The sequence below is a fragment of the Pseudomonas sp. MONT-RG-20F-20-E-7-02 genome (assembly GCF_022662395.1).
In the GTDB taxonomy this organism is placed as follows: Bacteria; Pseudomonadota; Gammaproteobacteria; order Pseudomonadales; family Pseudomonadaceae; genus Aquipseudomonas.
In genome coordinates this window covers 805655-831052 of the sequence record NZ_JAKNQN010000001.1, presented here as the reverse complement: position 1 = coordinate 831052, position 25398 = coordinate 805655, and the positions used below count along the sequence as shown (strand labels likewise).

At 62.2% G+C, this 25398-nt stretch carries 16 protein-coding genes and 1 pseudogene; 8 read left to right on the top strand and 9 right to left on the bottom strand.

Annotation, left to right across the window (positions count from 1 at the left end):
• Window positions 1-54 precede the first annotated feature (54 nt).
• On the bottom strand, window positions 55-978 hold the full coding sequence (locus tag L8I05_RS03785) for a substrate-binding domain-containing protein (protein WP_242167254.1): 924 nt from the start codon (window positions 976-978) through the stop codon (window positions 55-57).
• Window positions 979-1262: 284 nt separating this feature from the next.
• On the opposite strand from L8I05_RS03785, the gene L8I05_RS03780 reads away from it, so the two are divergent.
• Both L8I05_RS03780 and L8I05_RS03775 read left to right on the top strand, forming a co-directional pair.
• Complete coding sequence (locus tag L8I05_RS03780) at window positions 1263-1934, top strand: sterol desaturase family protein (protein WP_242167253.1); 672 nt, start codon at window positions 1263-1265, stop codon at window positions 1932-1934.
• Between the two features lie 2 nt (window positions 1935-1936).
• Entirely contained in the window at window positions 1937-3037 is a 1101-nt protein-coding gene (locus L8I05_RS03775) for an SMP-30/gluconolactonase/LRE family protein (RefSeq protein ID WP_242167252.1), read from the top strand.
• Between the two features lie 61 nt (window positions 3038-3098).
• Here the strand turns inward: L8I05_RS03775 and L8I05_RS03770 are convergent, their stop codons facing one another.
• The 4 genes from L8I05_RS03770 to L8I05_RS03755 all read right to left on the bottom strand — a co-directional run bounded on the left by L8I05_RS03770 (window position 3099) and on the right by L8I05_RS03755 (window position 8892).
• Window positions 3099-4541 carry a hypothetical protein gene (locus tag L8I05_RS03770; RefSeq protein WP_242167251.1) on the bottom strand — a complete coding sequence of 481 codons (1443 nt, stop codon included), beginning with the start codon at window positions 4539-4541 and terminating at the stop codon, window positions 3099-3101.
• Window positions 4542-4705: 164 nt separating this feature from the next.
• Window positions 4706-5770 carry a lipocalin-like domain-containing protein gene (locus L8I05_RS03765; protein WP_242167250.1) on the bottom strand — a complete coding sequence of 355 codons (1065 nt, stop codon included), beginning with the start codon at window positions 5768-5770 and terminating at the stop codon, window positions 4706-4708.
• Window positions 5760-8222, bottom strand: coding sequence for an FtsX-like permease family protein (locus tag L8I05_RS03760; protein WP_242167249.1), 2463 nt, complete (start codon window positions 8220-8222; stop codon window positions 5760-5762). Before L8I05_RS03760 ends, L8I05_RS03765 begins: the two co-directional genes overlap by 11 nt.
• Window position 8223: 1 nt before the next feature.
• Window positions 8224-8892: an ABC transporter ATP-binding protein gene (locus tag L8I05_RS03755; RefSeq protein WP_242167248.1), complete on the bottom strand. Its 669-nt coding sequence runs from the start codon at window positions 8890-8892 to the stop codon at window positions 8224-8226.
• Window positions 8893-9170: 278 nt separating this feature from the next.
• Here L8I05_RS03755 and L8I05_RS03750 point away from each other — a divergent pair, with 278 nt between their 5' ends.
• From L8I05_RS03750 to L8I05_RS03740, 3 genes are all read left to right on the top strand, one after another.
• Complete coding sequence (locus L8I05_RS03750; protein ID WP_242167247.1) at window positions 9171-9845, top strand: histidine phosphatase family protein; 675 nt, start codon at window positions 9171-9173, stop codon at window positions 9843-9845.
• 186 nt (window positions 9846-10031) lie between these two features.
• A complete protein-coding gene (gene arnT, locus L8I05_RS03745; RefSeq protein ID WP_242167246.1) occupies window positions 10032-11687 on the top strand; it encodes a lipid IV(A) 4-amino-4-deoxy-L-arabinosyltransferase in 1656 nt (551 codons plus the stop codon).
• Between the two features lie 26 nt (window positions 11688-11713).
• Window positions 11714-13231 carry a glycosyltransferase family 39 protein gene (locus L8I05_RS03740; protein ID WP_242167245.1) on the top strand — a complete coding sequence of 506 codons (1518 nt, stop codon included), beginning with the start codon at window positions 11714-11716 and terminating at the stop codon, window positions 13229-13231.
• A gap of 21 nt (window positions 13232-13252) precedes the next feature.
• Here the strand turns inward: L8I05_RS03740 and L8I05_RS03735 are convergent.
• Together L8I05_RS03735 and L8I05_RS03730 are read right to left on the bottom strand one after the other, a co-directional pair.
• Window positions 13253-13354: pseudogene (locus L8I05_RS03735) on the bottom strand (ABC transporter ATP-binding protein); the annotation flags it as partial.
• A gap of 34 nt (window positions 13355-13388) precedes the next feature.
• Complete coding sequence (locus L8I05_RS03730) at window positions 13389-14336, bottom strand: hypothetical protein (RefSeq protein WP_242167244.1); 948 nt, start codon at window positions 14334-14336, stop codon at window positions 13389-13391.
• Window positions 14337-14829: 493 nt separating this feature from the next.
• Between L8I05_RS03730 and L8I05_RS03725 the strand changes: the two genes are divergently transcribed.
• Window positions 14830-15132: a hypothetical protein gene (locus L8I05_RS03725; RefSeq protein WP_242167243.1), complete on the top strand. Its 303-nt coding sequence runs from the start codon at window positions 14830-14832 to the stop codon at window positions 15130-15132.
• Window positions 15133-15213: 81 nt separating this feature from the next.
• On the opposite strand, the gene L8I05_RS03720 is transcribed toward L8I05_RS03725, so the two are convergent.
• Window positions 15214-21483 (bottom strand): non-ribosomal peptide synthetase, encoded by a 6270-nt coding sequence (locus L8I05_RS03720; RefSeq protein WP_242167242.1) that lies wholly within the window; start codon window positions 21481-21483, stop codon window positions 15214-15216.
• 490 nt (window positions 21484-21973) lie between these two features.
• Here L8I05_RS03720 and L8I05_RS03715 point away from each other — a divergent pair, with 490 nt between their 5' ends.
• Both L8I05_RS03715 and adeC read left to right on the top strand, forming a co-directional pair.
• Window positions 21974-22768 (top strand): helix-turn-helix transcriptional regulator, encoded by a 795-nt coding sequence (locus L8I05_RS03715; protein ID WP_242167241.1) that lies wholly within the window; start codon window positions 21974-21976, stop codon window positions 22766-22768.
• Window positions 22768-24189 carry an AdeC/AdeK/OprM family multidrug efflux complex outer membrane factor gene (gene adeC / locus L8I05_RS03710; RefSeq protein WP_242167473.1) on the top strand — a complete coding sequence of 474 codons (1422 nt, stop codon included), beginning with the start codon at window positions 22768-22770 and terminating at the stop codon, window positions 24187-24189. The genes L8I05_RS03715 and adeC overlap by 1 nt, the downstream gene beginning before the upstream one ends.
• Window positions 24190-24442: 253 nt before the next feature.
• Here adeC and L8I05_RS03705 read toward each other — a convergent pair whose 3' ends face one another.
• The gene (locus L8I05_RS03705) at window positions 24443-25375 is read right to left on the bottom strand and encodes a pyridoxamine 5'-phosphate oxidase family protein (protein WP_242167240.1); all 933 of its coding nucleotides are present in this window, start codon (window positions 25373-25375) and stop codon (window positions 24443-24445) included.
• Between the last annotated feature and the right edge of the window lie 23 nt (window positions 25376-25398).

Below are 25398 nucleotides of genomic sequence, written 5' to 3'. Positions count from 1 at the left end.
CTCGTATTCAGAAGGAGACCTCAAGCCCCACGGGTTAGGTGGGGCCTGGGCGAGTTACCAGCTGAAGTCCTTGGCCTTGGCCTGGTCGATCAAGGTGATGTCCACCGGAATGGTGGCAGGCACTTGCGAGCCCCACTTCTTGGCCAGGGCGATACCCAGGGCCAGGCGGATCTGGTCGCGTGGGTATTGCGCCGAGGTGGCGATGAACTTGCTGCCCGGCTTCTGAATCGCCTTGATCGCTTCCGGCGCGCCGTCGACGCTGACCAGTTTCACGTCCAGGCCGCTGGCTTCGATGGCCGAAAGCGCGCCGAGGGAGCCGTTGTCATTCACGCTGAAAATGCCCTTGAGCGTGGGCTGGGCCTGCAACATGTTTTCGGTGACGGTCAGCGCCTGGTCACGTTCCTGCTTGCCGTTCTGAATGCTCACAATCTTGATGTCCGGGTGCTTGGCCACGGCCTCTTTGCAGCCGCGCACACGCTCAAGGATCGGCACCACGGCGATGCCGTCGAGGATCGCGATGTTGCCTTTGTCGCCGATGTTCTTGGCCAGGAATTCACAGGCCTGGAAGCCGGCGTCGAAGTTCTTCGAACCGACGAAGGAGTCCAGCGGGCCGTCAGCCTGGGCGTCTACCGCGACGACGACGACACCGGCGGCGTGGGCGGATTTGACCGCCGATTGCACGCCGACCGAGTCGGTGGGGTTGATCAGCAGGATATCGATGCCTTTTTGCAGCATGTCTTCGACGTCGCTGACCTGCTTGGACACGTCGTGGCGGGCGTCGGTGATGATCAGTTTGGCACCGATGGTCGCGCCGGCTTCCTCCAGGGCGTTTTTCATGGTGACGAAATAGGGGTTGTTGATTTCCTGGAAGGAGGCGCCGATGCGGATGGGCTTGGCGGCGTCGGCAAAGGCTGGGGCCGCGGTGCCGAGGGTGATGCTGACAGCCAGTAAACACAGGGTTTTCGGGAGCATTTTCATGGCGTGATTCTCTGTTTTGTTTTTATTTTTAGAGCAAATGTTATCGTTAACATTTTGCGAGAAACTAGCAAGTAAATGGGGGCTGTGCAAGCCCCCACTGGTCGCTTCGGATGTGGGAGCTGGCTTGCCTGCGATGGCATCAACCTGGTGTGCCTGATGTACCGAGGTGCTTGCATCGCAGGCAAGCCAGCTCCCACAGGGATCTCATGCGCAGGGCAAAAACTCGCGCATTCCCCACCACCAACTAAGCTCAGGCCCCAACAAAAAATACCGAGCTTCCCGCCATGGCCCACCCTACCGAGACCTTCCGCGCCCGCTATCGCGCCGCCATAAGCCGCCATTACCACCCATGGCTGCACGCCGGTTTCGTCCTCGGTTATGGCATCTTCTGCATCACCCTGGCCTGGTCCACCACCGCGGCCATCACCCCGCTGCAGTGGCTGACGGTGCCGCTGACGCTGGTGTTCTTCAACCTGTGCATCTACCTCGTCCACCGCCACCTGGGCCATCACAAACACAGCCTCGCCAAGCTGTTTTATGCACGCCACACCGGCGACCACCACAGTTTCTTCACGCCCGGTCACATGACCTACGACAGCCCACGGGACTGGCGCGTGATCCTGTTCCCGGCGTGGCTGATCGTGCTGCACAGCCTGGCCATCACCCTGCCCGCCTGGTGGCTGCTCGCCCACCTGAGCCCAAACATCGCCGGGCTGTTCGCCGGCTGCATGATCCTCGGTTATTTACTTTACGAAGTGTTTCACGCCTGCGAGCACCTGCCCGCCAATCACCTCGTGGCACGCCTGCCCTGGATTCGCCAGATGCACCAACTGCACGCGTTGCATCATCGCCGTGAGCTGATGCAGGGGCGCAATTTCAATATCGTCCTACCGCTGATGGATTACCTGTTCGGCACGCTGCATTGGGAACCGAACGCCCACGACAACCAGGAATAGTCATGAACCACCGCCGCAAAAATCTTCACCATGGGCTGTTTGTGCTGTCACTGGCGCTGATTGCCTTTCTGCTGCTGATGCCCACCCACGTACAACCGGTGAACTGGGCCCCGCCCAAGGCGCCCTCGCTGAAAAACGGCACTTACGCCGAGAACCAGCGGCTCAAGGCGGTACAACGCATTGGCGCGCCGGACATCGCCGGGCCTGAGGCGTTGTTATTGGATGCCCAGGGCTTTCTGGTCAGCGGCCTGCAGGACGGGCGCATCATCCGCACATCGCCCGACAGCCACAGCCTGGAGGTCCTCGCCAATACCGGTGGGCGCCCACTCGGCCTGGCACTGCACCCGGATGGGCGCTTGATCATCGCCGACGGCATCAAGGGCTTGCTCGCACTGGATGCCAATCGTCAACTCACGCTGTTGAGCAGCAGCGCGAACGGCCTGCCCTTTGGTTTTACCAATGACGTGACCATCGATGCCAGTGGGCGCTTTGCCTATTTCAGTGACGCCTCCAGCCGCTGGGGCTACGGCCAGGACGGCGAAGCCGTGATCGAGCACGGCGGCGATGGCCGGCTGTTGCGCTACGACTTCAAAACCCGCACCACCGAGGTGTTGCTGAACCACCTGCAGTTCGCCAACGGCGTGGCGCTCGGCCCGGATGAAAACTACGTGCTGGTGAATGAAACCGGCGCCTACCGCATCAGCCGCTACTGGCTCAAAGGCGAGCGCACCGGCAGCCACGACCTGTTTATCGACAACTTGCCGGGCCTGCCGGACAACCTCAGCTTCAACGGCAACGAGCGCTTTTGGGTCGCCCTGTATTCGCCGCGCAACCCATTGCTGGATGGGTTCGCCGGCTATCCGCTGATGCGCAAGGTGATGGTGCGCGCGCTGATGGTGGTGCCCAAGCCCATCGAGCGCAAAGCCTTCGTGCTGGGGCTGGACACCGACGGCAAGGTCATCGCCAATTTGCAGGATGGCAGCGCGGGCAATTACTCGCCCATCACCACCGCGCGCGAATATGGCGACTGGTTGTACCTGGGCTCATTGAACAGCACGAGCATGGCGCGCCTGCCCTTGAAGCTCGCACTGGCCCGCGAATAAACCCTGCAATTAAAAAAGGGGCAGTCCGCATGGACTGCCCCTTCACGCCTGCAGCAATGGATCAGTGAACGATATCCTGGGTGCAGATGTGCCCGAAGGTCACATAGGACACATTGTCACCACCGACACCCACGCCTGGGTATTCGTCCAGCTCGATACGCCAGCCGCCGAAGTTGAAGGTGGTCTCCCAGTTGTACTTCACACCGGTGCTGCTGTCCGGGTACCGCACACGGTTTTCACCGAAGCAGGTACCGAGCGCGGCACTGGCCAGGGACGTGCCCGCACTGTTGGTGGTGGCCTTGTAGTCGGTCCAGTTGTACTCGGTGCCTACAAAGTGCTTGTCGACGCGCAGGATCGGCGTGACACCCAACAGCGGTGCGCCCGTGGAATCGGACCAGTTGGTGCTCCAGGTCAACGTCCGCCCCGCCTGGGTTGCCATCCAGAATACCGAGGCCGGCACCCGCACGATGTTGTCGCCCTTCACATCCGAGCTGTTCAAGCGCGGCGTAGAGCCCAGGCTAAGGCTGTACTGCTTGGTCGGGTCCTGTGTCACGGCCGGGTTGGCGCGTACGCGCACCTTGATGGTAGAGCCCGGCGTGACGCTCGGGTAAGTCGAGGTGGAACCGGCCGGTACGGTGATCCAGTTAACGCCATCGAAGCGGTCGAAGATCCACTGGTTGCGGCTGCCACTTTCATTGCCCGCCAGGTACATGCTCACGCTTTGGCCACGCACCGCCTTGAAGTCGAAGTAATCGACGTCATTGGCATTGTCGAGGTTGCCGGTCACCTTGTTCATCGAGTCCGGCAGCGCGAAGGCGGTTTGCGGCGTATCGTTGGGTTCATAGGCATCGATATTGGTGTCCACCGCCACGCCGAAGCTGAACTGCGCGTTGCTCGCGGTCTTGGCCACCATGAACCAGTAGTAATCCCCCGCCGGCAAGATACCGCCCAGGTATTCATCGGCATTGCCAGGGCTGTCGGAGGTGTCGATCAGTTGCGGATTGCCCTGGCCGTCATCGCGGAACAGGCTCAGCGACATATCGGCACCGGCGCTCTGGTTGATCAACTGCACCAATACTCGGGCGTTGTGCGGCAGGTTGAAGTGGTAAGGAAACTCCTGGCCCGTTTGCACTTGGTCGATGGTGTAGAGGGTGTTGATATCCAGGGTTGGGAACAACGGTTCAAAAGCGGCCACGGCAGCACTTTTCAGGTTGGCCTGGCTCGGCTTTTTCAACTCGCCGACGGCGGTGTTGAACGGTGCGGATTTGGCGGCTTTGGCAGCGGGTTTTACCTTGCCATTTTTGGCGTCGAGAAACTTTTGCAGCACCTCGTCCGAGATCGGCACCGGCGTCAGTGTGCCGCCCGGTTTCAGCGCGTCAATCAAGGTCTGGTTGACCGTGCCGGGGGTGAGTGTGGGAAGGGTTTGCTCGGCCAGGGCAGAGGCCGAAATAAAGCAGGAGGCCATCATGGCCGCGCCCAGCATAAAGGCTTTTGTGGGTTTCATTTTTTATCCATCCATAGTTAAAAAATTGAAGCTCAGGTGATCGGTGACATCCGGTCACCTGGGATGGAATGTAGAATAAGACTGTATGTATGTACAGTATTTTTTGAAAAAATTTGCCCCTCGGAAAATAGGTCAACCGCTCAAGCGCCTACAAAAAAGGCGCGTCAATACCCGGTCATCTCCAGATAACCCACCCCACCATCAAACTGCACCGGCCCTTCCCAGTAGGGAATGCTCAGGTTCATCCACGCCTTCGGGTTGACGGCCTGTGTGGTGATATCCAACTGTTTACCAGGAATTTTCAGCGACCAGCGTGTAGGAATACTGCGCCCGTCGATGTCAGTGGTGGCCACGGGTGTGAGCTGGATATCGGCGTTGTGCAAGGTCTGCGTGTGGCCTTGTTGATCGATCCACGTGCCGGTGAGATAGCCCGCGCCGTCTGTTTGCCGAACGCGAAACAGCATCAGTTGCTCGCCACGGTCCAGGTGCAGCGAGAACCAGTCCCAACCGGTCTGGCTGGCCGCCAGCGGTTGGCTGCTCCATTCGCGGTCAAGCCAGGCCGGGCCGCTGACCTGATAGGTGTTGCCGTCGATGCTGACGCTGCCGGTCGCGGTAAAAAACGGCTGGCTGTAGTAGTAGGACGCCTGGCCCTGATCAGACTTGCGGCTGTAGCCGTTGTCGCCTTGCAGCACCAGCGGGCGGCTGGAGGTCAGGTGCAAGTCGTAGGCGAATTGCGCACCACCGGCCTTGAGTTGCATGTCGGCCAACGGGCTTGATGCGCCGGGGCGGGTGGCGAAATTCCAGTCGTCGATCCACGCATTGAACGGCAGCGCCTGGGCGCCAGCCTGACCAACGCCGCCACGGGCATAGCGTTCAGCGGCGTAATGGCGGGTGGCGGAGGTCACGGCGGCGTGGCCGAGCCAAATGGTTGAGTCATGCCAGCCGGGTTGCGTCGGCCCCGCCTTCAAGGCATTGCGAAACAACGTCCATTGCACGCCGAACACATTGCCTTGTGCGTCCCTGAGGTTGGCGGTGACGTACCACCACTCGATGCGAAAACCGTCATGGGGGCCGTGGTCCTCGGGAAAGCTGAAGACTTTGCCGGGCACCACCTGGGCAAAGTCCGCCGCAGCGCTGCCCAGGCCGGCGAAACTTTCCGGCGGCGTGGGCGCTTTGTCGCATGCCGTCAGCAGCAACAAGACCGCGCACAACAGGGCTTTAATCTTCATTGGCAAAAGTCCTCAGCAAATCCGCCGGGCGACTGCGGTACAGCTGCCACAGCGGCCAGGCCGAAGCCAGCAGCGTGGCCAACAGTGCCAACCCCAACAATTGCGCGAGTTGCCACGGGAACACCTGCAACGGCAGGCGCCAGCCGAAGGCCTGCACGTTGATGACCGCGTCCAGGCACCACGCCAACAGCAGGCCCAGCGGCAACGCCAGCACCAGGGTGAGCACCGCCAGCAGCCAGGTCTGGCCGAGGTTGAGCAACATCAGTTGCCGTCGCGTCACCCCCAGCGCCCACAGCGGCGCGAGTTGGCCCAGGCGGCTTTGGCTCTGGGTCAGCAGGCTGATAAACAGCGCCACGCCGGCGACGCCAAGGGTGAGGCTGTTCAACGCGGCCGTGGCGGCGAAGGTGCGCTCGAACACCTGGCTCGACCAGCCTTTGAGCTGCTGCTGATCGACGATGCGGCTGTCTTCCAGCGCAAACACGCGCTGCACCTCTTGCACCAGCGGCTGTACATTCTGCGGCAGCACCCGCAGGTTGAAGCGGGCCGGTGTCAGCGCCGGCCAGTGCGCCAGCAGGTGCTGCGAATTGACCAGCAGATGGCCCTTGGGGTTGCCATAGTCGGCGTAAATCCCCACCACCTTGGGCGACCACATACTCTTCGGGGTCGGGATAGCCAGCGCATCGCCCAGCTGCACGTTCAAGCGGCGCGCCAATTGCTCGCTGAGCATCACCGTGTCGTCTTGCTGCAACTGGTCCCACGGCGCGCTCGCCGCCGTCAGCAACGGCCAATGCTGGCGATAGGTGGGGTCGTCGACCACACCGAAGACATCCGCCGGCCAGCCCTGCAATTGCACGGCGACCTGCCAGGTCGGCAGCACGGTTTGCACCAAGGGCTGCTGCGCCAACCAGGTCGTGAGTTGCTCGGCCTGGGCCGGGGTTTGCGGGTTGAGGTACAGCTCGGCCGTCAGGCGCTGTTCCAGCCAGTTGTTGAACGTCTGGCGAAAGCCCGAGGTCATCGAGCCCGCGCCGATATTCGCCGCCAACGCCAACAGCAACGCCATCAACGCCAGGCTCAACGCCGGCAACTGCTGGCGGCAGTCGGCCAGGAACCACTGGCCCAGCACCGAACGGCTGCGCCCGAGCACGGCCGTCAACAGGCCGTTAAGCACCACCGGCAAGCCAAGGGCCGCGCCCAGCAGCAAGGCGGCCATCAGCACAAAACCGGCGGCCAGGCTGTCGCCCAGCCACAGTGCCAGCAAGGCGATCAGCAGCGCAGTCGCCGCCACCCAACCCTGGCGCCGCAACCAGCGCCCGTGCGCGTCGTGCCAGGCCTGGGCGTTCGCCAGCGCCAGCAACGGCAAGCGCGCCGCCCGCCACAGGCTGCTGCCACCCGCGAGCAGCGCGCCCAACAGGCTCAAGCCCAACCCGGCCATCCACCACCACGGGCTGAGGCTCAATTGGCCCGGCACCTCGGCGCCATACAGGCCACGCAAACTGGCGGCCACATCCGGCAGCAGCAGGCTGGCCAGCAGGTAACCGCTGGCCACGCCAAGCACGCCGCCGAGCAACGACAACACACCCAGCTCCACACCCAGGCTGAGAATCAGCATGCGCGCACTGACCCCGCACGCACGCAATGTACGCAGCAGCCCACGGCGTTGCTCCAGCGCCAGGCCGATAGCGGCGTGGACGATAAACAGCCCCACCACAAACGACAGAAAACCCAGGGCATCGAGGTTCAAGTGAAAACTTTCGGTGAGGCGCGCGAGGTTATTGTCCTCGCCCTGCTTGAGTTGCAGCGCGGCGGGTGGCGTGGGATGCGTGGCGGCGAAGGCCTTGTCCAGCAGCAGGCGTGACAGGCGCCCGGGCATGTCGAGCAAGGGTTGCGCAAAGCCGATATCGGTGAGCAACACGCCGGGGGCCATGTCCTGCTGAACCTGCAACGGCGGCAAGGCTTGGCCGCTGGCGGTCAGCGGTTGCTCGCCTTCGCGCAGCCCCAGGGCCGACAAGGTTTGCGCTGCGATCCAGGTACGCCCCGGCGGGTTGAAAAACGCGACCATCTGCGCCTGGCTCAACCGCTGCCCCGCCACCGCGCCACCACCGGGCAATGACAGCGGGTCGATGCCCATCAACTGCAGGCGTTGGTCTTCGTGCCCCTTGAGCAGCAACCGCCCCTGCACCACCGGCGACACCGGCCAACCGGCGCGGCGCAACTCGGCAAACACGGCCTGGGGAAAGCTCGCGCCGTCCGGCGCACTCAGGCTGGCCTGCGGCTCACCGCCGATCAATTGGCTGGCGCGCGCGTAACTGTCCCGCGCCTGACTGTTAAGCGCCTGCACGCCGGTCAACAGTGCGGTGGCCAACCACAGGCCCGTGAGCACACTGAAAAACTGCACCGGGTGCCGCCGCCAATGGCTCAGCAACGCGCGCAACGCCCAATAAAACACTGCCATCTCAGCGTGCATCCGCAGGCACGACACGCCCGCGATGCAACACCACCTGCTGGTCGAGGCGTGCGGCAATGCGCGGGCTGTGGGTGACCATCAACAGGCTGGTGGGGCTGTCGCGCAGCAGGTCCAGCAGCAGTTGCAGGACTTCATCGCTGGTGGCTTCGTCGAGATTGCCGGTGGGTTCATCCGCCAGCAACAAACCGGGACGCGACGCCAATGCACGCCCCACTGCGACCCGCTGTTGCTGGCCACCGGACAGCTGTTCGGGATAGCGCTTGAGCAAGTCGCCCAGCCCCAGGCGCTCGACCAACTGCGCCTGCCACTGCGGGTCATAGCGCCCCGCCAGACGCGCCTGGAAGGCCAGGTTGTCGTCGACGCGCAAGCTGCCGATCAGGTTGAACTGCTGGAATACCAGGCCGATTTCAGTCCGCCGCCAGTGCGCCAGTTGCGCCTCGCTCAACTGATCCAGGCGCTGCTCAGCGACCTGGATGCTGCCACCGTCCACGCGATCCAGCCCGGCTACCAGGTGCAGCAAGGTACTTTTGCCGCTGCCCGACTCGCCCATCAGCGCCAGGCTGCTGCGCTCACCCAGATGCAAGTCGACGCCTGCCAGCACTGCCAAAGGGCCCTGCACAGTGGCGTAGCTTTTAAATACCGCTTGCACCTGCAACATAAGAACGCTCGCTTGAAGGACTGCAAACGAGAATAACGGCTCAGTGTCGCGCCCATGCAAATTTTTCACATGGATTTCACTGGCTGCCCACTGCCGCCCCTCTAAATTGCCCGCCAAGTGCAGGTCATCAACAACTTGTTAGTTGCCCTGCACGGCAACTTTCTAACCGCAACGTGTTCAGCGAAAAGACAGCAGCCCTGTGACAGTCTCCTACTCCACGACGGGCATTCGTCAATGCATTGCGCCTACTTGAATAAAACACTGCTCCGACAGTGCCCATGGTGAATGATGTGGTTGACCTTACCCTGACCAAACCGCGCTCGCGCCGGGCCTCTATCAAGCGGTTGCGAAAGTGGGGCGCAGGCCTTGCCATCATCGCCTTGCTGCTCACCGGTTTCCTGCTGTGGCCGTCATCGCCACGTGACCTGGGCATCGGCAATCGCTTGCTGACATCGCAGGTTCTACCCAGCTGGCGCGATGGTGATTTGATCGTGCTGGTACGCCATGAAGAGCGCTGCGATCGCTCGGCGAACCCTTGCTTCGCCGGGCCAGAAGGCCTGACGACCGTCGGCACCCAACGCGCACAAGAACTGGGCAAAGCCTTCTTGAAACTCGGCATGGACGGCAGCGATGCGCTCGCCAGCCCCGCCCTTCGCACCGCCCAAACCTTGCAATTCATGTTCGGTAAAGCCGAGCTGACCTCCGGCCAACAGGCCATCTGCGGCAAGGCCATGGGCGACGAACTGCTCAGCCACAAACAGCCTGGGCGCAACCTGGTCTTTGTCACCCACAGTGGTTGCATCGCCGACTTCGAATCCACCCTGGGCTTCCCCCGTGCAGCGTTCCCCGAATACGGCAGCGCTCTGTTCATCCGGGTTAAAGCCAACGGCAAGTTCGAAACACTGGGCCTCATGAACAGCCAGGCCTGGGCCGCGGTTGTGAAAAAGCTCTAACAATTTTTTACATCTATCACGGCGCATGTTCAGGAATACGACAGGCCTGTTCTGGCATGTTTCGTTGCACCCGCTATTTTTGGATGTCATGAATACTTTCATCGACTTAGTGAACGTTGTGATTCTTATAACTCCTACTTGCTTACACCACTACTCAACCACTAAACGTCAAGGAGCGACGTTTTCATGACCCGATTGAAACCCCTGCCACTGCTGCTACTCGCCTTCGCCGTGTTTTACCTATTGCCCATGGGCCTGCACGGTTTGTGGATCCCGGATGAGACCCGCTACGCCCAGATCAGCCAGGAAATGCTCCTGAGCGGCAACTGGGTTGCACCGCACTTCATGGGTGTGCGCTATTTCGAAAAACCCGCCGCCGGCTATTGGCTGATTGCCCTTGGCCAGGCGGTGTTTGGTGAAAACCTGTTCGGCGTACGCATCGCCTCGGCCCTGACCAGCGGCCTGAGCGTGGTGTTGGCCTACCTGATAGCACGCCGCCTGTGGAACGACCCACGCAAGAGCTTCGCCTGTGCCCTGCTCTACATGAGCTTCGGGCTGGTGGCCGGGCAAGCGGGTTACTCCAACCTCGATCCGCAGTTCACCTTGTGGGTCAACCTCAGCCTGGTCGCGCTGTGGTTTGCGCTGGACAGCCGCACACCACGTGGCCGCCTGGGCGCCTGGGCCGTTCTGGGCGTGGCTTGCGCCATGGGCTTTATGACCAAGGGTTTTCTGGCCTGGCTGTTGCCGGTGCTGATCGCCGTGCCGTACATGCTCTGGCAGCGCCGCCTGGGCGAATTGCTGCGCTACGGCCCGCTGGCGATTGGCGTGGCGCTGCTGCTTTGCCTGCCATGGGTGTGGGCGATTCATCTGCAGGAACCGGACTACTGGCGGTTCTTCTTCTGGCACGAGCATATCCGCCGCTTCTCCTCCGACAATGCCCAGCACGCGCGGGCCTGGTGGTTCTTCCTGCCGATCATGGTGGTGGCGTGCCTGCCGTGGGCCGCGCTGCTGCCCAGTACCGTACTCAAGGCCTGGAAAGACAAAGGCCAACCGCCGATTGTGTTCCTGGCCCTATGGCTGCTGTTGCCCCTGGTTTTTTTCAGCCTGAGCAACGGCAAGCTGCCCACCTACATCATGCCGTGCCTGCTGCCATTGGCGTTGCTGATGGGCCATGCGCTGGTCGAGCTGATCAAACACGGCAAGCCGCGCGCGATCCTCATCAACGGCCTGGTCAACGCCGTGATCGGCCTGGTGGCGATGGTGGGGCTGATCTACCTGCAAGTCAGCAACCCGATGTACGGGCACAGCCACGCCGAGATGTTCAGCCTGTCGCTGGCCTTTATCGTGCTGTTGTTCTGGATCCTGGCCAACCTGCTGCAAGCGGTTCGCCCGCTGACATTGTGGGCAATGCCGGCCCTGGGCATTGGTTTGCTGGTGGCGCTGTTGCCGGCCGGCATGCCGGAGATGATCACCGATACCGAAATGCCCGATCAGTTCGTGCTTGAACACATGGATGAATTGCAACAAACCCATGCTCTGATCAGCAATGAGTTGGGCTCGGCATCCGCCTTGTCCTGGCGCCTGCGCCGCCCTGAAGTGGCGTTTTACGACACCGAGGGCGAACTGCGCTATGGCCTCAAGTATGCCGACTCGATACACCGCAAGGTCGATCTGGACAGCGTCCAGGCGTGGCTCGCCGATGCACGCCAGCAAGGCTCGGTCGGTGTGCTGATGCGCGTCAGAAGTACCAGCGAGCACCGCGAAGAAGGGCAACTGCCACCGGGAGGCAAGCGCTATCGCAAGGGCGCCCTGCTACTGATCATCTACCCGCAACTTCCTTAACGTTACGCCTGCCGTGAGAACCGCCCATGAGCGTGTGGAAAACCGAACGCGGCGCCCTGTTGTTGCTGCTGGGCGTCTCGGCGTTACTCCTGCTGCTGGGCCTGGGCAGTCGCGACTTGTGGGGGCCGGAAACCCGCTGGGCCAACATCGCCTTGCAGATGTTGCAGAGCGGTGACTACTTCGACCCCTATCTGAAGGGCGCGCCCTACTACGACAAACCCCTGCCCTCCTACTGGCTGATCACCGGCTTCGCCAACCTGCTGGGCGGGCTCGGCCCGTGGTCGCTGCGCCTGTCGTCGGTGATTGCGGCGTGGCTGAGCATCTGGCTGGTGTACCTGATCGGCGAGCGCCTGTTTCGCAAAGGCACCGGGCTGATTGCCGGCTGGATGCTGGCCACCACCTTCTACTTTCTGTTCTGGGCGCGCGTGGCCACCGCCGACGTGCTGACCGTGTGTGGCGTGCTGGCGGCGGTGTGGTGGTATTGGCGCGGCCCGGATGACACCCGGCTGGGGCGCTACACGGTATTTTTCCTGCTGTTGGCGGCCACCTCATTGTTCAAAGGCTTGATCGGCTTCGTGTTGCCCGGCCTGGTGCTGTTGCCGCACCTGCTCAGGGAACACCGCTACAAGCGCCACCTCAACCTGCGCCTGTTGGCGGCGATGCTGATTGCGGCGGCGTTCTATTCGATCCCCTTCGTGCTCTCCCACCTGTATGGCGCACCCACTTACGGCGAGAGCGGGCTTGAACTGGTGTTCAAGGAAAACGTCGTGCGCTTTTTCGACCCCTTCGACCACATGGGGCCGATCTACACCTACCTGATCTACCTGCCCGCCTACACCCTGCCCTGGGCGCCGTGCTGGCTGCTCGGCTTGTGGTTGGCGCTGCGTCACTGGCGCCAAACGCCACCCAACGTACGCTGGCTGGTGTGGGGCCTGGGCCTGCTGTTTGTGTTCTTCACCGCCAGTGGCAGCCGTCGCAGTTATTACGTGTTGCCGCTGGTGCCGTTTGCGCAATTGTTGGCCGCTTGGTGGCTGAGTGAGCGCCTGCAGCAAAAACCGGCCAGTTGGCCACGTTGGCAAAAAGGTTTCGGCCTTACCGCGGGCACGTTGCTGCTGGTACTCGGTGTGATCTACCCCTGGACCACCGGCAACGGCGGCGTGACCCGCTTCGCTAAAGACGTGCAAGCCGAAGCCGTCAAAAGTGCGCCGTGGAACCAGTGGCAAATGGTGCTGGTGGAAGTCGACAACAAGCTGCCCATGTACCTGCAAAATGGCGGCAAGCCGTTCTACTACGTGAGCGAAACCCAGGACTACCCCCGCCAGGGCGACAGCGCCGCGCTGATGGCCTGGCTACAGAAAACCAGCGGCCAGGGCTTCGACCCGCAGCACACCATTATCGTCGCGCAGTATTCCAAGGAAGACCCTACGCCGCTGGCCTATCTGGGTGCGGATCACAAGGTGATCACCACGCAGCCGGACAATGGCGAGCGGATGTTCCAGAAGCGTACGAGCGGCAGCGTGGCGTTCGTGCCATCGGGTAAATGAAAGCACCTGACAGCGCCTGCTTTAAACGCTTGGCAGGCTTGTCGCGTGAATAAAGCCCTGCGCATCTGTGAAGCGGTTGAAACGCTGCTGGCTGAGCATGTAGAAGTCATCGCAATGCCCAACGGTGGCTGTCAAAGCCACCGCCCGTAGCGCGCTATCATTGTTGGTGCAAAGCGGAAAAACCATTATTGGCGAACTGTACCAACCGGCGCGCTTCAGAGCCCGGCAGCGTGTAAAGGGAGTCTGGTTGAAACAGATCAGGAAGTAAGGAAGCCCGTTCTCTCAGGCCATCTATCTTGCCGTTATCGGCGGTCGATTCTTTGCCACCTTTTCTGTCAATGATTTGCAGGACTCGCTCTGCATTAGCAGCAAGTTCAGCTCTGCGGTCTGCGGGGAACTCGGGGCTTTCCCAATCTCCACCTATTTTCGCCTTGAAAGCGATCAGTTCTTTATCACTCAGGGCCGCGTGAAGCCCCTTGAACAATGGGCCAGCTGTAATTTCTTCGACTGTACGGTAGTCGCCCCGCACTCGACCGTTGAAAACCTCCTCCAGCGCGGAATAACCCTGCTGACTGAACGCCTCCAGGCGGCCCACCTCGGAAGAAGAATCGTCAGAGCCGATCGCGTCCAAAAAACCATCCCCAACAGGATGGTGCCTGACCCTTTCAACGCCCGGATCGTGATCAATGTAGTTAACCACGCGCGCCAAGCGAAACATGGCTTCATCACGCGCTTCAGGGTCTGTATTGGCAGGGGTAAAGTCACCCACCTGTTGCTTCAGGCCATCGATCAAGGCTTCCCAGCGCGCGTGACCCAGCGCTCCCCTGCCCCAATTCTCCTCGAGTATTCCTATGCTCAAGATGGGGTTGTTGTCGGAGATCTGCGATGCGGAACGTCGATCATCCGCAGGCCTGGTTTCTCCGCGCGCAGGCAGGTGCGACGTGTTCATTTCACCTCGCAATGCCGGCGGCATTGGCGAGTGGGTAGACACCGTACGAACGGGGTTCCCATCACGGGTGAATGTTGGTTTTTGCTCAGTGGCTTGGCTGTTTTTATGAGCATCCGGGAAAATACGATGAGGTTGAAAACCAATGGGGAAGGACATAGGCACCTGCTGAATAACTGTTGAAGGGCGCCCGAACAGGTACGCCGTGTCTCCTATTGGGTTATGGCAGGAAAGTGGTTCCGCTGGCTGTACGATGCTCGTGCCTGTCTCTGACGGAATGTTCCTTATGTGCCGTTAGTCATTCACCATCGTGCATCATGACGGTCATGGCATTTGGTCATGGTTTGTAAAGGGCCAGCAAGCTGTGTCCCTTTTAATTGCAGGACGTTTCCTAGACAATCCCTGCCGCCTTGTGCCTGCTGGAATCGGTGGCTAGTCTGCGGTCCGTCACTGCTCATCAGTGATCGGGTTTAGTCGCCCGGATTCTTAATCAGGCGCATCGTCCTCCATTAGGTTTTATGGTGGCTGTGCGCAGGGCGCCTTCGGGTGCGCCGGATTCTCCTGATTAGCCGGTCGACTAACCTGCGTACAGCCGCCACCCATTCGTTTAGTCGCGACCGGGCCGGCTTCTGACTTAATCAGGAGCTACTCAATGAAAAAAGTTACGCCCAATCCCCCACCCAATCCCGCCAAAGACCGCGCCGCCTTCAACCGCGCCATCGACCATTACCTGCCCACCCAAGGTGCTCAAATCGAAGACCTGAGCTTCGAAGACGCGCTGCTCTATACCGCCAGCTTGCTGCACAGTGCTTCGGCCACGGCGCTCGATTGTGGTGAGCTGCTGGCCAGCCCGCAGCGGGAGAAAATTCTGGCGGTGTGGCATTTGCTGGAGGTTGCCAAGACCACGGTGGATCGTTCCATCGAATGCCTGAAACCTGCGAAGACAGCGGCCTGATAGCCGACCTGTTGATTGAAACTGTACCCACTCAAATGTGGGAGCTGGCTTGCCAGCTCCCACATTCGCCATCTCCAGGCTTCAAATTCGCCGGCGGCGGTTAAGTTGGGGAATGGCGGTCTGGGGCACTTCCACACGCTGCACCTGTGTCGCGGTACACGCCGCAAGTTGCGCCAGGGTCGGCTGGCTGAACAAGGTTCGCGCATCCACCTCCAACCCAGCCTTGCGCATGCGCGCCACCACATTCACCGCCAGCAACGAATGCCCGCCCAGCTCGAAGAAATGGTCGTGGCGCCCCACCCGCTCCAGCTTCAACACCTCGGCCCAAATCCCCGACATCAAGGTTTCCACCTCCCCCACCGGCGCTTCATAAGCACGGCTGACCACCGACTCCAACCCAGGCTCTGGCAGTGCCTTGCGGTCCAGCTTGCCGGCAGGGTTGAGCGGCAAGACGTCAAGCTGCACAAAGGCCGCCGGCACCATGTACTCCGGCAATTGCTCCAGCACGTGGGCGCGCAAGGCGTCCAGGCCCGGCGCTGGCCCGCGCAGGGTGAAGTACGCGACCAAACGCTCATCACGAATCAGCACCGCCACTTCACGCAAGGCCGGGTGCGCCGCCAGGCGTGATTCAATTTCGCCCAGCTCCAGGCGCACGCCACGCAGCTTGACCTGGAAGTCATTGCGCCCCAGGAACTCCAGATTGCCATCGGGCAGGTAGCGCACCAGGTCGCCGGTGCGATACAGCCGGTCACCGGCCACAAACGGGCTGTCGATAAACCGTTCGGCGGTCATCTGCTCCAGGCCCAAATACCCACGGGCCACGCCCACACCGCCAATATGCAACTGCCCGCTGACGCCGAACGGCACCGGCGCGTCGTGTTCATCCAGCACATACAGGCGCGTGTTGTTGATTGCCCGACCAATCGGCAGTTGCAGGGTCGGCACCGGTTCACCGGGTTCCAGGGTCCAGGCGCTGCTGTCGACCGTGGCTTCGGTGGGGCCGTAGACGTTATGCACGCGCACCTTGGGCAAACGCGCCCGCACGCCACGGGCCAGGGCTTCGGTGAGTTCGCCGCCGCCGCAGAGCACGTCGGTGAGGCTGGTGCACAAGGCTGACGCTTCCAGTTCGAGGAACTGCTGCAACATCGCCGGTACGAACTTGATCACGGTGATCTGCTGCTCGCGAATCACCTGCGCCAGATACGCCGGTTCACGGTGCCCGTCAGGCCGTGCGAGTACCAGGCGCATGCCGTTGGCCAGCGGCCAGAACAGCTCCCACACCGAGCCATCGAAGCTGAACGGCGCGCGTTGCAACAACGCGCCGCCTTCGGCATTCGGACACAGCTGTGAGCCCCAGTGCATGAGATTGCCCAGGCCGCGATGTTCGATCATCACGCCTTTGGGCGTGCCGGTGGACCCGGAGGTGTACATCACGTAGGCCAGGTTGGCCATGCTCAAACCGGGCACCGAAGGATTGCCGACAGGCGCCTGGCTCCAGGCATTGTGGTCAAAATCGATCACCGGCATCGACACATCGCCCGGCAGGTCGCGCGTGGCGGCGTGCACCAGCAGCGCCACCGGCTGGCTGTCGTTGAGCATGTAGGCCAGACGCTCGCGCGGGTAGCCTGGGTCGAGCGGCACATAGGCACCGCCCGCCTTGAGAATCGCCAGCAACCCCACCACCAGGTCCAACCCGCGTTCGACGCACAGCGCCACCCGCGAATCCGGCTGCACGCCGCGCTCGCGCAGGTGGAAGGCCAACTGGTTGGCACGCTCGTTGAGTTCGCGATACGTCAGTTGCCGCTCGCCCGCTTGCACCGCGATGGCATGCGGAATATGCCGCGCATGGGCTTCGAACAAGGCCTGTACGGTAAGGGTGTCGGGGTAGTCGGTGGCGGTGGCATTGAAGTCCACCAACACGCGTTGCAATTCGCTGGCAGGCAGCACCTGCACGTCGCGCAATGGCGTGCCCGGTGCGTGCTCAAGGGCATGCGCCAGGCCATGCAGGGCCGTGTCGAGGTAGCTCAACAGGCGCTGCGCGCCGACCTTGCGTGGCGCCTTGGCCTTGAGCCGAAAACCGCTGGCCACGTCGTCCACCGTGAGCATCAGCGGGTAGCTGAGAATGTCTTCACTGCTGAGCAAGGCGATGCCCGGCACCAGGTTAACGTCGGTGTCGGCGCTGGTGTGACGGTAGTTGAGCAGGCTGTTGAACAGCGGCGACGCACCGCTGCAACGCTGCGCCAAGGCGAGCGAGGCCTGTTCATGGGCGAGCAAGGCGCTGAGTTGGGCGTGGGTGTCATTGAGTGCAGCGAGCACGGTTTGCCCGGCCAGGCGCAGGCGCAGCGGCAAGGTGTTGATGAACATGCCCAACGCACGATCGGCGCCCTCGCCGGCCTGCAAACGGCCGAGCAGCACGGTGCCGAATACCACGTCATCGCGGCCCGCGACGCGGCTGAGCACCTGCGCCCAGGCCAGGTGAAACAGGCTCGCCGCGCTGACCCCAAGGGCACGCGCCTGCGCCCGCAGGCGTTGGTTGAGCGCGTCGCTGAGCGGCTGGTCGAAGGCTTCGATTTCAGCCCGATCCGCCTGGCGTTCCTGTAAACCGAACGCCAGGGTTGGCTCGTCGACATCCGCCAGGCGCTCACGGAAGAAGGCTTCATGGGCCGCCAGACGCTGCGGCGAACGGCTCTGTGCGACCACGTTGCGATACGGCACCGGCACCGGCAGTTGCGCCTGTTGGCCGAGCAGATGGGCGCGGATCTCGTCCACCAGCACTGTGGTCGAGGTGGCGTCGTTGACCAAATGATGAAAGCGCAAGCGAGCGACCCAGCGCCGGTTGTGCGGCTCTTCGGCGTAGTCCAGGGCCATCAACGGCGCCTGGCGCAAGTCCAGCGGTGCAGACGGTTCGCGCAGTGGCTCAAGCCGCAACTGCGCTTGGCGCCACACCACTTGCATCGGTTGCTCAAGCGCATCCCACACCAGGCTGGTGCGCAGGATATCGTGGCGGTTGATCACCTGTTGCAGCGCCAGGGCAAACGCATCCACCTGCTCGCGGCTGGCAAAACTGAACATCGCAAATTGCTGGTACGGATCACGTTCATCGGTGATGTGGTGGTACAGCAAGCCTTCCTGCAACGGCGCCAGCGGGTAGATTTCCTGCACATTGGCCGCCCCGCCGGGGATGCCCGCGACGATGCGCTCAAGGCTGGGTTGATCGAGCTCGGCCAGCGCGAGCATATCCGGGCTGATCTGCGTGCAATCGGCCGGGATGCGATTGGCCGGTACCTGCACGTCGCTGCCGACGCTCGCTGCCGCCAACGCCGCCAGGGTCGGCTGACTGAACAACACCTGCACGTCGGCACGCAACCCGGCCTGGCGCATGCGTTGCACCAGTTGCACGGCCAGCAGCGAATGCCCGCCCAGTTCGAAAAAATGATCGTGCCGGCCGATTGGCTGCACGTGCAGCAGCTCGGTCCAGATCTGCGCCAGGGTGGTTTCCACGCCCTCACATGGCGCCTCGAACAGGCGCGTGACGAAGGCCTGATGGGTGGGTTCAGGCAGGGCCTTGCGGTCGAGTTTGCCGTTGGCGGTGAGGGGCATCACGTCCAGCCTCACATAGGCCACCGGCAGCATGTAATCCGGCAACGAGGCTTGCAGGTGGGCGCGCAGGGTTTCGATGTCGACACTGTGCTGCTCGATAAACCAGGCGAGTAACTGCCCTTCGCGAAACTGCACCACGGCCTCTTTGACCGCCGGATGGCTGGCCAGCGCGGACTCGATCTCACCCAGTTCGATGCGCACACCACGGATTTTCACCTGGTCGTCGTTGCGGCCCAGGTATTCAAGATTGCCGTTGGGCAACAGGCGCGCCAGGTCGCCGGTGCGGTACATGCGCCCCTGGCTGAAAGGATCATCAAGGAAACGTTCGGCGCTCAGGTCGGGGCGATTCAGGTAACCGCGCGCCACGCCCTTGCCACCGACGTACAACTCCCCCGCCACACCGATGGGCACCCGGCGTTGTTGTTGATCCAGCAAGTAGACCGTGGCATTGGCGATCGGCGCGCCGATGTGCAGCGGCGCGCCGACCTTGACCCGCCCGGAAGTCGCGACCACCGTGGCTTCGGTGGGGCCGTAGTTGTTGATGACGTCAAATGTTTGCGCGCGGCTGAAGGCGCGCAGGCGGTCGCCGCCGATCAGCAAGGTGCGCAACGTCGGGTGTTCCAGGCGCTGGCTGAAGGCGTACTCGGCCACCGGGGTCGGCAGGAAGCACACGTCCAACGGCTGCGCGCGCCACCAGCCCAGCAACGCGTCAATGTCTTCCGGGCCGTCGTGGGCCGGTGGCAAGTGCAGTGTCGCGCCCACACACAGCGCAGGCCAGACTTCCCAGGCCATCGCATCAAAACCGAACCCCGCCACGCTGGCGGTGTGGCTGCCCGCGTGCAGGTTGAAGGCCTGGCAGTGCCAGTCCACCAGGTTCGACACGCTGTGGTGTTCGACCATCACGCCCTTGGGCAACCCTGTGGAGCCGGAGGTGTAGATCACATAAGCCAGGTTCGACGGCGTGACCGCCACGCGCGGGCTGCCAGCGTGGTGAATGGTCGGCTGGTCGAGCCGAATCAGCGGCACGTCCAGCGCGGGCAAACGGTGGAATAAATCCTGCTGGGTCAACACCGCCACCGGCGCACTGTCGTGCAACAGGTAATGCAGCCGTTCGGCAGGATGGGCCGGGTCTACCGGCACATAGCAGCCGCCGGACTTGAGAATCGCCAACAGCCCCACCAAGGTCTCCAGGCCACGCCGGGCCACAATTGCCACCCGGTCATCCGGCTGTACGCCGTGTTCCAACAGCTGCAGGGCCAAGGCATTGGCCTGTTGATCGAGCTGGGCGTAGGTCAGTTGCCGGCCCTGGTGCACCGCCGCCACGGCATCCGGTGTGCGCGCGGCCTGTGCCTCGATACGCCCATGCAGGGTTTGCAGTGTGGCAGTCGGCTGCGCGGTGGCATTCCACTGCTGCAGTTGGGCCTGTTCGGAAGGTGTGACCAGCGAGAATTCACCGACTGCCAGCGCGGTATTTTCCAGGCCCTGTTCCAGTAGCCAGGTGAAGCGCTGCGCCAACGCCTGCACTTCGTCGTGTTGAAAGTACGCTTCGTTGTAGACGCAATGCAGGCACGCGGTGTCCTGGTAACGGTTGCTGCGCAGGTGGATGGCAATCGGCAGCGGCTCATGGTGGTTGGACACCTTGATCGCCCGCGCCTGCACCTGGCCGTAACGCAGGTCATGGTCATCCTGCTCATAGGACACCGACAGGTCGAACAACTGCCCGCGACCGGTGCGGCGCAGGCCCAATTCGCGGTTCATCTCGCTCAGGGGGAAACGCTGGTGGCGGAAATCCTGCTTGAGCTGGTCACGCACGCCGCGCACCAAGGCGCTGAACGACAGCTGCTCGCTGAACTGAAAACGCACCGCGCTGACCTGGGTGAACAAGCCCACAGTGGCGCGAAAACGCGCGTTGGAACGGTTAAGAATCGGCAGCCCCACCACCCACTCGTCACGCTGGCTGGTGCGGGTGAAATACACATACATCGCGGCCAGCAATACATGGAAGGCCGAGGCCTGATAACGGTTGGCGACTTGCTCCATGCGGTTGAGCAACGCCACCGGGAACGCCTGCACGAGGGTGTTGCTCGGCGCCTGCGCGTTGTGGCGAGGCGTCAGCAATGGCTCGGGTAGCTGCTGGTATTTGTCCAGCCAGTAGGTGCGGTCGCGGGCGTAACGTGCCGAATGCTGGTAGCGCTGGTCGGTGTCGATAAAGTCGATATAGGAAGGCGCCTGCGGCTCGGATTGTCGGCCGTGTTGCAGGTCAGTGTAGAGGCGCGCCAACGATTGCAGCATCTGGCCAAAACCCCAGCCGTCGAGGATCAGGTGGTGGGCCTGGGTGCCGAGGCGGTAGTGATCGTCATCGAGCTTGACCAGGAAAAACCTGAACAGCGGCTCGCCGGTCATGGCGTAAGGCTGCGCCATTTGCGCCTGCATCAACGCCTGGGTCGCGGCCTGCGGGTCGGGCAACCTGGAAAAGTCGTGCTGCACCACCTCCACCACCCATTCGGTATCGAAGGTTTGCCGCGCCAAGCCCTCGGCATCGGTGTGCAGTTGGGTACGCAGCGCATCGTGCTTGGCCACCAACCGCTCCACGGCGCGCTGGATCAAGTCGGGGTCCACGGCACCGGCGAAATCGACATAACCGCCAATGTTGTACAGCGGCGAATCGCCCACGCGCAGCTGGTCGAGCCAGATGTCTTGTTGAGCGGCGGTGAGGGGGAAGCTGGCCGGCAAGCTTGAGGAATACTTCATAAGATCCTTCTCATGGGTGTCAGGCACTGGCCGCTCACGCTGGCCCAATACGCCGAAATTGCCGGATTTGAGCATGGGGGTCCGGGCGTGTCTGTCACCCGAAACCCGGACACCTGACGGGACGGAAACGGGCTTGGCTGATGGTTCATTGCTGAAACGATTAAATGGCTGTAGGAAATTGGCTATAGATGACCGCTGCCATAACGCATAAAAGTTTTTAAAAAATTGATTTTTCTTTTGATTATCAATCACTTAATAAATTCTAAAAATCCATGGCGGCGTTTCGTGGGCGGAATACCCCGTCAGAAACGTCGAATTAATGACGTGGTTTTTATGGCAGGTTGTGTCCCTCGTTTCCGCTACATACGTAGGATAAATCGCTATGGCTAAATGACCTTTCGAACGCCGAGTTACGTTCAAGGAACACGGACCGCCCCACGCAGACCCAGGGCGCCCGTTGACGGTTTTCGACATCAAGGATGAGATGGCTATGAGTCTGACCCGTAGTATTGGCACTGCCAAAAGCCCGCATTTCTACGCCGAAATGGGCGAGTTGATTTCAAACAGCGGCCACCAGAATTTCGCTGCGAGCATGTTGCATCTGGTGGACAAGTGGGTGCCTATCCACCTCGTGGACCTCAGTGAATGGACCCTCGATGAACCGCGCGACAGCGTGCGCGAGATCAAGCTGCTGGGCAGCGCCGGGCTGAAGAAGGACCTGTCTGCGCCGCAAACCCTGCACCCGCTGAAAGACCACCCGCTGCTGCGGCAAATGCTGCGCATGCAAGACCCGCTGCTGATCCAGATGAAGGCCAAGGCTGACAGCGCACACCCGCTGGGCAGCTCACACCAGTGCAATCTGGTGTCGCGCCAGGGCAATCGCCGCTGCGTGATTTCGTTCTACCGCCCGCCGACGCAACAGGGATTTTCCCTGGCCGAGTTGTCGTTTCTCAAGTGCCTGTCGGACACTCTGTTACCGCTGATGGAGCGGCACGCGCAGTTGCTGCGCCAGGCGCCGCACACGGAGGCCGAGCCGGTGCACCGCCAACTGGAGCAATCGCAGTTGCAGCGCGAGTTCTACAAGCGTCTGTCCCTGAGCGACATCACCTTGTCGGCGCGTGAGCAGGAAGTCTGCCTGGGCCTGTTGACCGGCGGCACCGTGCCGCAAATGGCGGAAAAACTCAGCGTGAAAAACAGCTCGATTGAAACCTACCTCAAGCGCGCCGCCGCCAAGTTGGGCGTGAGTGGCCGCCATGGTTTGGCCAAATGGATGGTTGGCGCCTGATGAACAAATGCATGTTCACTGGCGTCAGCATGGCGTGGATACTCAGCGGTTGTTCGCTGATCCCCGACTACCAACGACCCGCCGCGCCTGTACCGGCCCAGTTCCCTCAAGACGGCGTCTACCGCCTGGCGCAAGCCGGTGCGGAGGCGGCGACGCCCGACTGGCAGCAACTGTTTCACGACCCGGCATTACAGCAGTTGATCGGCCATGCGCTGGTGAATAACCGCGACTTGCGGGTAGCCGCGTTGAACGTCGAGGCCTTCCAGGCGCAATACCGCATCCAGCGTGCGGACCTGTTCCCGGCGGTGTCCGCCAGCGGTGCCGGCAAACGCCAGAAGTTGCCGGGGGATGTGACCGGCACCGGCAAGTCTGCGATTACCTCCAACTACTCTGCCACCTTGGGGCTCAGCGCGTATGAGCTGGACTTGTTCGGCCGTGTGCGCAGCCTCAGCGAACAGGCGCTGCTGACGTATTTCAGCACCGAAGAGGCCCGGCGCAGTACGCAATTGAGTCTGGTGGCCAACGTCGCCAATGCCTACCTGACCTGGCGCGCCGACCAGGAACTGCTGGCCCTGGCACAGCAAACCCTGGTGGCCAACGACCACAGCTGGCAACTGACCAGCCGCAGCAAAAGCGCGGGCAAAGCCTCGGCGCTGGACGTGGTGCAAGCGCGCACGGCGGTGGAAAGCACGCGCGCCAGCGTGGCCCGCTATGAACGCCAAGTCGCCCAGGACCTCAACAACCTCGCCCTGCTGGTGGGCGGCCCAGTGGATGAAAACCTGCCGGCACGCCCGCTCGCCGATGACCTGGTGGCGCGCGTGCCCGCAGGCCTGCCGTCGGACCTGCTGCAGCGTCGCCCGGATATCCTCCAGGCCGAATACCAATTGCAGGCCGCCAACGCCAACATCGGCGCGGCCCGTGCGGCGTTCTTTCCGTCGGTCACCCTCACGGCCAACGCCGGCAGCACCAGCAAGGAGCTGTCGGGATTGTTCAAGGGCGGCTCGGGCACCTGGACCTTCCAGCCGCAGATCAACCTGCCGATCTTCAACGCCGGCAGCCTGCGTGCGAGCCTGGACTACGCCAAACTGCAAAAAGACATCAGCGTGGCGCAGTATGAAAAGTCGATCCAGACCGCCTTCCAGGAAGTCGCCGACGGCCTGGCCGCCCGCCAGACCTTCAACGAGCAGCTTGAGGCGCAGCGGGATTTCGTCGCGGCCAACCAGGCCTATTACGATTTGGCCCAACACCGCTATCGCAGCGGCGTCGACAGCAACCTGACGTTCCTCGATGCACAGCGCTCGCTGTTCAGCTCGCAGCAAGCGCTGATTGTCGATCGGCTGGCGCAGTTGGTGGCGGAGGTGAATCTGTACACGGCGCTGGGCGGGGCCTGGGAGAATGCGCCGGTGCTGGCAAGGCGCTGACCTGTATGTAATGAAACCCAAATGTGGGAGCTGGCTTGTTGTGGTTAGCAGGCTTGTTGTGGCGAGCAAGCTTGTTGTGGCGAGCAGGCTTGCCCTGCGTTGGGGTGCGAAGCGCCCCCAATCAAGATGAACGCGGTGGGTCAGGTACTGCGCGCTGAATGGTTTTGGGGCTGCTTCGCAGCCCAACGCAGGGCAAGCCTGCTCGCCACGGTTAGACAGCCCGCCACAGAAACAGCACGCCCACTAATCTGTTTTACCAATTGCCCATCGCCAGGCTGAACGGCGAAAACTCGGCAAACTGCCAGCGCAACGCCAACGCCGCCGGGCGGCGTACCACGTGCTCGACGGTCACTGTCCACAACCGCTGCGCACCCTCAAACCTGGCCACTTCAGGGCCGCTGAGGATCAGCGACGTGTGCCCGGCAATCTGCAGCACGTCACCCGACTCGAAATCGATAAACAGCAACCCCGCCACCGGGTTGGCCGACAGGTTGCCCAAGGTGTTGAAGAACAGGTTGCCGGCAAAGTCCGGGATGGTCAGCACGTTAGCCTCGACACGTACGAACCCACTGTTGCCGCCACGGTGAGAAACGTCCACCGAGCGTTCGCCCGCCACGTCCACGAAGCTGGCGACGAAGAAGGTATCGGCATTGCGAATCATGGTTTGCGCAGCCTCGTCCAGGCCGTTCAAGTGTTCGGCCTGGGTGCCAGCTTTGCGCGCGATTGCATCCACGGGCCGCAGCTGAATGTACTTGGGGCAGTTGCCGAAGGTGTGCACCACATCGACCGAAAACCCCTCGTGATCCAGGCTGCCGATGCGGCCGTTCATACGGTTGCGGCGGCGGGTGTTGAGGTCGATGCCGAGCAGGCCCACGGACGCACCGCGGTGCAAGGCCGCCAGCGCCGGATCGGCTTTGGACGGCAGGCTGTCGATCTGCAACGTCTGCGGGTCCGGCGAATGGGCAAACCCCGGCGCGCCTTCCAGCAAGGTCGCCCAGGGAATGCCCTGCGTATCCACCACACCGAGCAGCAGGTACGGCAGCAACGGGTAGAAATCCCGGTGCTGCTCGGGCAAATGATCACGAATCACCTTGGTCCCGACCACCGCCATGCGCTCGGCGACACCGGCACTTTCCTGCATCTGCCGTTCACCGGCATGCCACGGGGATTGTTCGATCAGGTTCATGGCGATCACCTCAAGTTGGATGT

Bases quoted from the DNA above. Each gene is read 5' to 3' on its own strand.
- L8I05_RS03760 (WP_242167249.1), bottom strand. From the start codon at position 8,222: ATGGCAGTGTTTTATTGGGCGTTGCGCGCGTTGCTGAGCCATTGGCGG.
- L8I05_RS03750 (WP_242167247.1), top strand. From the start codon at position 9,171: ATGGTGAATGATGTGGTTGACCTTACCCTGACCAAACCGCGCTCGCGC.
- L8I05_RS03705 (WP_242167240.1), bottom strand. From the start codon at position 25,375: ATGAACCTGATCGAACAATCCCCGTGGCATGCCGGTGAACGGCAGATG.
- L8I05_RS03715 (WP_242167241.1), top strand. From the start codon at position 21,974: ATGAGTCTGACCCGTAGTATTGGCACTGCCAAAAGCCCGCATTTCTAC.
- L8I05_RS03785 (WP_242167254.1), bottom strand. From the start codon at position 978: ATGAAAATGCTCCCGAAAACCCTGTGTTTACTGGCTGTCAGCATCACC.
- L8I05_RS03780 (WP_242167253.1), top strand. From the start codon at position 1,263: ATGGCCCACCCTACCGAGACCTTCCGCGCCCGCTATCGCGCCGCCATA.
- adeC (WP_242167473.1), top strand. From the start codon at position 22,768: ATGAACAAATGCATGTTCACTGGCGTCAGCATGGCGTGGATACTCAGC.
- L8I05_RS03725 (WP_242167243.1), top strand. From the start codon at position 14,830: ATGAAAAAAGTTACGCCCAATCCCCCACCCAATCCCGCCAAAGACCGC.
- L8I05_RS03775 (WP_242167252.1), top strand. From the start codon at position 1,937: ATGAACCACCGCCGCAAAAATCTTCACCATGGGCTGTTTGTGCTGTCA.
- L8I05_RS03740 (WP_242167245.1), top strand. From the start codon at position 11,714: ATGAGCGTGTGGAAAACCGAACGCGGCGCCCTGTTGTTGCTGCTGGGC.
- L8I05_RS03720 (WP_242167242.1), bottom strand. From the start codon at position 21,483: ATGAAGTATTCCTCAAGCTTGCCGGCCAGCTTCCCCCTCACCGCCGCT.
- L8I05_RS03755 (WP_242167248.1), bottom strand. From the start codon at position 8,892: ATGTTGCAGGTGCAAGCGGTATTTAAAAGCTACGCCACTGTGCAGGGC.
- L8I05_RS03770 (WP_242167251.1), bottom strand. From the start codon at position 4,541: ATGAAACCCACAAAAGCCTTTATGCTGGGCGCGGCCATGATGGCCTCC.
- L8I05_RS03730 (WP_242167244.1), bottom strand. From the start codon at position 14,336: ATGTCCTTCCCCATTGGTTTTCAACCTCATCGTATTTTCCCGGATGCT.
- arnT (WP_242167246.1), top strand. From the start codon at position 10,032: ATGACCCGATTGAAACCCCTGCCACTGCTGCTACTCGCCTTCGCCGTG.
- L8I05_RS03765 (WP_242167250.1), bottom strand. From the start codon at position 5,770: ATGAAGATTAAAGCCCTGTTGTGCGCGGTCTTGTTGCTGCTGACGGCA.